We start from the raw sequence: 7,955 nt of genomic DNA on the forward strand, positions 1-7,955 counted from the left end.
ACGTGGAAAGAAGAAGCAGGTTGCACTGAATAATGTAAAGAACAAACTCATACGTTTGGTCACTGCTATGGTCCGAAATCGCCAAATTTTCTCACCAGAATATAAAATATCAGCATAAATTAAAAATAATGGTCAAAATATTTGGATTTTAACATAGAAAGCGGAATCACGTAACAAGCAATAACGGGCTGAAAGCCCAATGGTTTTCCTAGCCCAGGGCAACGCCCTGAGGATATCATGGCATATTATCAACTACGTCCTGTAAGGACAAAAGTGAAAACACGGGGGCAAGTCCCCTTGTTTCATGTTTGTTTTCAATAAATTAGTTTATTTTACTCCAGAACTCTTCTGGCAGAGATATATTCTCCACATTCTTAGCTGCTATGAATAGTGGAGCGATGTCTTCTGGTTCAAAGCCAGCAATGCCGCAACCTATAGGAGTCACGAGAAAGTGCATTTCAGGATGCTGAGAAGCGAATGCCAGAAACTCATCCACATAAGGTTTGATAGTCTCTACGCCACCTTGCATGGTAGGAATGGCATACGACTGTCCCTGAATACCGACACCGTTACCCATGACAGCACCGAAGTTCGTGTGAGCCATACGTGCTGCACCACCTGCGTGAATACCTTGAAGGTTTGAACCGAAAACAAATATCTCGTTTGATTTGAGGGAAGATATAAAAGAAGGAGTAATACGCTTGTTGTCCATATATGATTGATTTTTTGCCATAATAGAATGTCCGAGCTCCTCGTACATGCGAGCATAACAAGATGTGCCGCGTGGAGTCTCCTTGTCCATTCTTTTACACAATTCCACAGTGCCTGTGTAAAGACCGGATCCATAGTTTTCTATAACGAAAGGAGTCACCACCTCTTCCATCATTTTCTTGTATCGTTGATTAACGGCTGCTGGAGTCATTCCCAGTTGCGCAGCCACCTCTTTCTGTTTGAAACCGACACGGAAGATCATGAATGCAATGTCATGCATGATACGGTCATGGTAGTGAGCTGCAACAGCCTCTGCCACATAAGAGAGCATTCCCTCTTCCTTATCGGTAGAGCGAACATATTCCAGTACCACGTCAGCAGCTTCCTCAGCCTTGTGTTCAAATTCCTTGTTGTATGCTTTCAGCGCATCGAGTACTACAAAGTGAAAACCTTTGGCCATCCAAGTGGAGAGTTTCATCTCCTTTGGCTTATCCAATAGAGGCTTGAACTTGAATTTCAGCAGATGGATGTAATACTCATGTGCCAGTGAGTAGAAGTCCAGTCCCGTCTTGTTGCGGAGTTGGTATTTATAATCATATATGTTATATGCGCGACGGCAGTAACCATAGAAGTATTCTTTGGTTATAGCAGGATCGAACGAGCGGAATCCGTCAATGATGTATTTATCAGCATGTTCCATCATATTGAACTTTTGTAGTTAACTGCAAAGATAATCTTTTTCAATCAAAAAAATCGAGTTTTTACAGTTTTCTGCTTAATTTTTTTCACCAGATTCTCTTCTTAATGTATAAAGACGTCTTATAAATCAATGTTTAATCATCTAAATTCCAACAATTATGACAACAGAAAGCAAAACCACCAAGAGAGTATATAACCTTGTTATCATCGATGAATCAGGCAGTATGAATATCATCCGCAGACAAGCACTTGCAGGTATCAACGAGACCATCACCACCTGTCAGAAGATGCAGAAAGCCCACAAAGACCTGGAGCAGCGAATCACCCTCATCACCTTTGACAGCGATCATTTCAAGCTCCACTATGACAATATCAATGCAGCAGAAGCATGTCCATTGACTCTGAAGGACTACAAGCCATGTGCAGCCACTCCACTTTACGATGCTATCGGCAAGGGAATTGCCAAGATCAACGCACAGACAGAAGCCGATGACAATGTTCTTGTTACCATCATCACCGACGGCGAGGAAAACTGTTCAGAGGAGTACAATCTCAAGATGGTCAAGAACCTCATTGAGAAGCTGAAGAAGCAAGGCTGGACATTCACGCTCATTGGTACAGAAGACCTCGATGTGGAAGGCATGGCAGGTTCCATGGCCATTGACAACCACCTTTCATTTACCGAAGATGCCGAGTCAACAGAAAGAATGTTCGCCCAGGAGCGCAGAAGCCGAGAGCGTTATAATGAATGTCTATACTGCAAACGTGAAATGCCTATAGGCAGTTACTTTGACGAAGACAAAGCATAATATACAAAAAGGGAGACAAGCGACACTGGTCATACTTCCAGTGTCGCTACTATAACGGAGCAGAGAATCCCCCGAACCCCCACTTTTCATGTCACGTATGTCACGGGGTAGGTCGTTGTCATCCCCAAATATCCGACGTTCCGTTATGACATTGACCTTTCTCTGTGGCATCTTAAAAAAAAACGTTTTCCAAAACTGTCAACTGTCAACTGTAACGCTTGTAACACAAAAAAAATCGTTTTTGGAAACTGTTATATTGTTATATTGTAACGCTTGGGAGTTGAAATTGGCGTTGTCCAAAAAAACAGTCCCAGTCCTCGTGTTTCAAGAATCCGAAACCTATTTTTCCTTTCCAAAAACTGTAATACTGTAAGCTGTAAGAATTGAAAGTCATGATGTCAATGACCCGTCCCTGTGACATCTTTTGCTTACATTCTCTTTCATTGTTGTATAGTGTTTATTGATGTTTTGGAGTGCAAATGTAGGTGCAAAGACTACATTTCACAGCATTTTGTCACTATACAGCAGAAATGAACTCTGAACGACATATTCCGTCAATAAACAATGAAGGCTGCAAATGGCATTTCTGTGCCGCTTGCAGCCTCCAACTGTTTATGATGTTATTTAATTATTACCATTATTCCCGATAAATATCCCATTCCCAATTTTCAGGAATGAGACTTCCTTTAAAGTTATCAAGTTGACCTTGATTTACTACAAAAACAAAATCAGAAGACAGGTACAACTTACGCGATTGAGCACTTGTACCTGCATTAGTAAGCCAATCACTAAAATAATAGGATGCATCGCTTTCATAGATATTTGTAGCCAACATGGTTACACTTGAGAGTTGGGAGCAACCTGAGAACATTTCCCTATAGCAATCGTTTGCCAATGTCGTAGCACGGAGTACTGGCGCCTGGGTGAGTGCGGTGCAACCTAAGAACATGGATTGATAGCACAAGCCTGCCAATGTTGTAGCAGGGAGAGCGGGAGCCTTAGTGAGTGCGGTGCAACCATAGAACATTCCATTATAGCAACTGTATGCCAATGTTTTAGCAGGAAGAGCAGGTGCCTGGGTGAGTGCGGTGCAACCATAGAACATTTGTTCACAGCAATTTTCTTTCAATGTGGTAGCAGGAAGCTTCGATGGTGCCTTAGTGAGTGCGGTGCAACCTAAGAACATTCCATTATAGCAATTGCCTGCCAATGTTGTAGCAGGAAGCACCGGTGCCTCGGTGAGTGCGGTGCAACCTAAGAACATGTATTGATAGCAATATTCTTTCAATGTTGTAGCAGGAAGCTCCGGTGCCTTGGTGAGTGCGGTGCAACCATAGAACATTTGTTCATAGCAAGACTCAGTCAATGTTGTAGCAGGAAGCGAAGGAGGTGTCCTCAATTGTGTATTCTGAAAAAATAACCGATAGAACTTGGCATCGGCTGTATTTACATCGGCGTAGTTCTCATAGTCAATGAGTGTGCGGATATCTCCTGTGCAATCTACTAGTGAGTTTTCGGTTGTAAACTCGATTGTCGAATAACCACCTGAAAACGTACCTTTGCTGCTCTTGCCGCGCAGACGGAGACTTCCCTCAGTGCCGCCAAAGGGGATGTTCTCTACGGTTGTTGTAAATCGTGTCCATTCGCCGTCGCCTACAGAGTATTCGAAATACTCATTCTCGCCAAGGGCGGTTGCGAATATCTCTGGAATAGAGAATGTGAATGTCTGTTCGCTTTCAGCCGTGAAAGTGACATAAGGAATAACGAGTTCCGCATTTAATCCTGTGACTGTTTTTTCGTTCCAATTGCTGACAGAGATTGTGTTGAGAGTGAGTTCGTTCTTGCCCAAGGTAAGATTCAGGGTGTATTTCTTGCCGCCTTCTAACGTGACGGCATCGGCAGATTTCCATGTGTAGGTCTTGTCGCCAATCTTCACTTTCACCCCGAAGGTGCTTTCTGCTATGTTCTGCGGAATGAGTATTGCCTCGTAGGTGGCGGTACGCTCAGCGGCGCTGTATGACCCAGAAGGGCATAACTTAATGTCTGAAACGGCAGAATTGTAGTTGCTCCATGGCGTTGCTCCTGTGGGAGAATAGGTGGCGCTGGTGGCAGAGCCAATGGCTATGGCAGAGGTGATGTGGTTTGTCTCTGAGGCCCCATACTGGGTGCGCAGCGTAACCTTTATCTCCAACTTCGACATGATATGGTCGAACGGAATGCTGATGGTGCCATTCTCAGAAGGCTTTACGGCATTGCTGTAATAATACAGGTGGTCGCTTGCCTTGATGCCCTCGGCAGTTGATTGGTCAGTCAGTGCATTGAGCGGGGTTGATGTAGAGGAGAGGGAGAACGTGGCAGCCTTAACGGTGATGGTGCCCGTAGAGCCAGCCCAACTCATTTCTTTCTTGGCAGCCCCTTCGGCATCAGATTCGTATGCCACCCATTTTCCGTCCTCGTATTTCATCACGACATTGGTGTAGTCATAATTCTCGCCATCCTGATCGATGGTAAGATAGAACTTCGTAGGCAGATTTTTCGTATCATAGCCCGCACGAGTCTTGATGTCCGACACCAATACATCTACATTGATGGGCTTGCCTTTCAGCGAATCAGCAGGTGTCGTAACCTCTTCTTCGCCTGCGCAGCTTGCAAGGAGGAATGCCATAGCTGCCATGGTCCAAAATATTATCTTGTTCATTGTACTATTATTTCTATTAATTGATGTTTGCACTGCTGGCATTGCCCACTGTCATTTCGAGGGTGTGGTTTGTGCCACCTGTCAATGTGAAGGCAGCGGCAGAAGTCCACTCGTAGGTCTTCTCGCCAATCCGTATCTCTATTCCAAAGGTGTTTTCGGCTATCGTCTGTGGCACGAGGATGGCCTCGTAGGTGACGGTACGCTCAGCTTTGTTGTATTCCACGGAAGAAATCAGAGTAATCTTCGAAACGTTTGATTCTGCGCTCCAAGGCGTTCCTGCCCCAGGAGAATAGGTTGCGCCGGTTGATGCGCCAAAAGCAGTGACTGATGTGATGGGGTTTGTCTCTGAGGCTTCATACTCCGTGCCGAGGGTTAGCTGTACCGATATCTTCGACATGATATGGTTGAGCTCTAAACTTATACCGCCTGTTGATGGCGTGACGGCATTGCTGTAATAATACAGATGGTCGCTTGTCTTGATGCCATCGGCAGTTGACTGGTCGGTCTGTGCACTGAGGGCATAAGAAGTTGAAGTCTTAGACAGAGGGAACGTAGCCGCCGTGACGGTGACATTGTCTTTAGAGCCTTCCCAAAGAAGTTGTTTCTTTTTTGCATTCTCATCAGCAGACTCGTATGCCACCCATTTGCCCTCCTTGTATTTCATCACGACATTGGTGTAGTCGTATTTCGTGCCGTTTTGGTCTATCGAGAGATAGAACATCGTAGGCTGAGATGTGTTGCCATATCCGGCACGGGTATTTATGCCCGACACTAACACATCGACATTGATTGGAGTGTCCTTCAGCGAGTCATTTGGCAGCAGTGCATCCTCGTCGTTTGCACAGCCGGCAAAGATTGCTGTAACAGCCACCATTGCTAAATAAAAGATCTTTCTCATTGTTTTTGTCTAATTAAATCAATCCTAATCCTCAACCATTTCACCTGAGCCCAAACTGTTTCCGTCTCCCCAGTCGTTCACTGATACTTCGCTACTTCCGGAGCTCCCTGCCAATAATTGCGTTGGCTCAATCTCATACACCTTCATCGAAGGCGTTACATAATGTTTCTTTTTGTTTTCTTCCATAATATTCATTTTTTTAATTTGTAATTCAATATATCTGTTATTCTCATTTTGCGGTTAAGGGTATATACAAACGCACAAAGCCTTCCGCCTGTGCCCTTGTCTGACACCGATGTCACAGGGACAGGTCAACGACATCAAGAATAATGCACAGTTTTTGGGTTTTAAGAATGATAGGGGAGTAATTCCCCTGTGTTACGATTTTCCATGCAAATTTATAAAAATAAAATGAGAGTTGCGAAGATGTTGACTGAAAAAAGTTATCTTCGTCTTTATTTTCTGTAGTCAGGCCTTTATCGAAGAATGATACAGGAGGTCAAAATGGCCCTTGTTTTTGCTTTCCCCAAACTGTTATCTGTTATTTGTTATCTGTACCGCAAAAAAATCATTTTTGGAAACTGTCAACTGTCAACTGTAACGCTTGTAACACAAAACAAAATCTTTAACGAAAATCTTTCTCCGTGTCCTCCGTGTGATCCGTGGATTTTTTTTGGGTAGCCTGAAGGCTAGAAATCTTTTGGGGAAATCTTGATAGATTACATAATCTACAAAGTTGGTAAACGACTATAATTTCACATTCTTTTCCATATAAGTAATTATCTCTTCCATTTTGCTATAATAATGTTCAATATTGGGCTCACCGCGACTGTGCATCCATTCAACACGTTCTAGTATTATTTTCTTCAATATATTGTAGTTTTCTCTGTCAACGAGGTATCCTAACGTAAGATAAATAAATATCCAATCTGCTCCAACATCTGGAAGTTCTCTTTCATTGGTTATAATAGGTAGAACATCTTCCTTGTAATAATCTTCCATGGTCGAATATTTTCTCGCAAAACTTGTCAAGTTCTCTTTAATCATAGGAAGCATTTTACCCATTTTTACTTTGTAATCCGAGAATCTATAGTCAAAGTAGATATATTCTTCTTGACCAAAATATGTGTTGTCACACATTACATCAGGATTGTTTCTTTGATCTCGTAATGATTTAAAACTGAATTTTTCAAACCACTTTGTGAGAATATCAAAACGACGCCCATATATTATATATATTATGCACTCACCATAATCTTGCCAGTGATCAAGTTCGACAAATAATGTGCTGTTACCTTCTCGATGATATAGCATATTCTCACTTTTCTTGTATTTGTATTCAGTAAAAAAAGAATCATTTTTTATATCAGAGATTATCGTGTCAAATAATTTTTGTTCCATATTCTTCTATATTATTTATATTTATAAATATAACGATAGTCAGTAATTTTTATTTCATCTCCTGATGTGACCCCAAAAAGTTGGACGGTTTATCTTATTTGAGATGTCACAGGGACAGGTCAACGACATCATGACTGATGCACAGTTTTTTGGTTTTAAGAATGATAGGAGAGTAATTCCCCTGTGTTACGATTTTCCATGCAAATTTATAAAAATAAAATGAGAGTTGCGAAGATGTTGACTGAAAATTTTATATTTGTCTTCATTTTCTGTGGTCAGGCCTTTGATGAGGAGTGATTCAGGAGGTCTAAACGTACCTGTTTTTCCTTTTCAAAAACTGTAATAGTGTAACTGTAACGCAAAAATGATTTTCCAAAACTGTTATCTGTTATCTGTTATTTGTTATCTGTACCGCAAAAAAATCATTTTTGGAAACTGTCAACTGTCAACTGTAACGCTTGGTGTTGATGTCATTGACCCGTCCCTGTGACATTAGGGGTATATAGGCAAGAACCTATTCGATAAACTTTTCGTTGATGGGATACAACTTATCACGAAACTAAAAAGCAACATGAAGGGGTCTATCATGAAAATATCAGATAGACTCTTGCTTAGAAAGCGGGCTATCATAGAGACCGTTAACGATGAACTTAAGAATATTGCAGAGAGTGTAAAATTCCAGACACAGATCTTTCGACAACTTCATTGTCAATACTCTTGGAGCTTTGGCAGCATATTG

At 42.1% G+C, this 7,955-nt stretch carries 6 protein-coding genes and 1 pseudogene; 2 read left to right on the forward strand and 5 right to left on the reverse strand.

The features are described from left to right. Nucleotides 1-322 precede the first annotated feature (322 nt). A complete protein-coding gene (locus CIK90_RS03060) occupies nt 323-712 on the reverse strand; it encodes a hypothetical protein (protein ID WP_371592272.1) in 390 nt (129 codons plus the stop codon). A gap of 856 nt (nt 713-1,568) precedes the next feature. Here CIK90_RS03060 and CIK90_RS03065 point away from each other — a divergent pair. After that, on the forward strand, nt 1,569-2,219 hold the full coding sequence (locus tag CIK90_RS03065; protein WP_144007210.1) for a vWA domain-containing protein: 651 nt from the start codon (nt 1,569-1,571) through the stop codon (nt 2,217-2,219). Between the two features lie 637 nt (nt 2,220-2,856). On the opposite strand, the gene CIK90_RS03070 is transcribed toward CIK90_RS03065, so the two are convergent. From CIK90_RS03070 to CIK90_RS03080, 4 genes are all read right to left on the reverse strand, one after another. Further along, nucleotides 2,857-4,917 (reverse strand): fimbrillin family protein, encoded by a 2,061-nt coding sequence (locus CIK90_RS03070; protein ID WP_158216020.1) that lies wholly within the window; start codon nt 4,915-4,917, stop codon nt 2,857-2,859. A gap of 16 nt (nt 4,918-4,933) precedes the next feature. Further along, nucleotides 4,934-5,815: a fimbrillin family protein gene (locus CIK90_RS03075; RefSeq protein WP_094464326.1), complete on the reverse strand. Its 882-nt coding sequence runs from the start codon at nt 5,813-5,815 to the stop codon at nt 4,934-4,936. Between the two features lie 24 nt (nt 5,816-5,839). Next, nucleotides 5,840-6,001, reverse strand: coding sequence for a hypothetical protein (locus CIK90_RS14125; protein ID WP_158216021.1), 162 nt, complete (start codon nt 5,999-6,001; stop codon nt 5,840-5,842). A gap of 561 nt (nt 6,002-6,562) precedes the next feature. After that, entirely contained in the window at nt 6,563-7,216 is a 654-nt protein-coding gene (locus CIK90_RS03080; protein WP_094464327.1) for a hypothetical protein, read from the reverse strand. Between the two features lie 496 nt (nt 7,217-7,712). On the opposite strand from CIK90_RS03080, the pseudogene CIK90_RS03085 reads away from it, so the two are divergent. Further along, a pseudogene (locus CIK90_RS03085) lies at nt 7,713-7,955 on the forward strand (transposase); the annotation flags it as partial.

The organism is Prevotella sp. P5-126, from assembly GCF_002251185.1.
Lineage (GTDB): Bacteria > Bacteroidota > Bacteroidia > Bacteroidales > Bacteroidaceae > Prevotella.

Coding starts and splice junctions, on each gene's coding strand:
- CIK90_RS03060 (WP_371592272.1), bottom strand. CDS start 712: ATGGACAACAAGCGTATTACTCCTTCTTTTATATCTTCCCTCAAATCA.
- CIK90_RS03065 (WP_144007210.1), top strand. CDS start 1,569: ATGACAACAGAAAGCAAAACCACCAAGAGAGTATATAACCTTGTTATC.
- CIK90_RS03070 (WP_158216020.1), bottom strand. CDS start 4,917: ATGAACAAGATAATATTTTGGACCATGGCAGCTATGGCATTCCTCCTT.
- CIK90_RS03075 (WP_094464326.1), bottom strand. CDS start 5,815: ATGAGAAAGATCTTTTATTTAGCAATGGTGGCTGTTACAGCAATCTTT.
- CIK90_RS14125 (WP_158216021.1), bottom strand. CDS start 6,001: ATGGAAGAAAACAAAAAGAAACATTATGTAACGCCTTCGATGAAGGTG.
- CIK90_RS03080 (WP_094464327.1), bottom strand. CDS start 7,216: ATGGAACAAAAATTATTTGACACGATAATCTCTGATATAAAAAATGAT.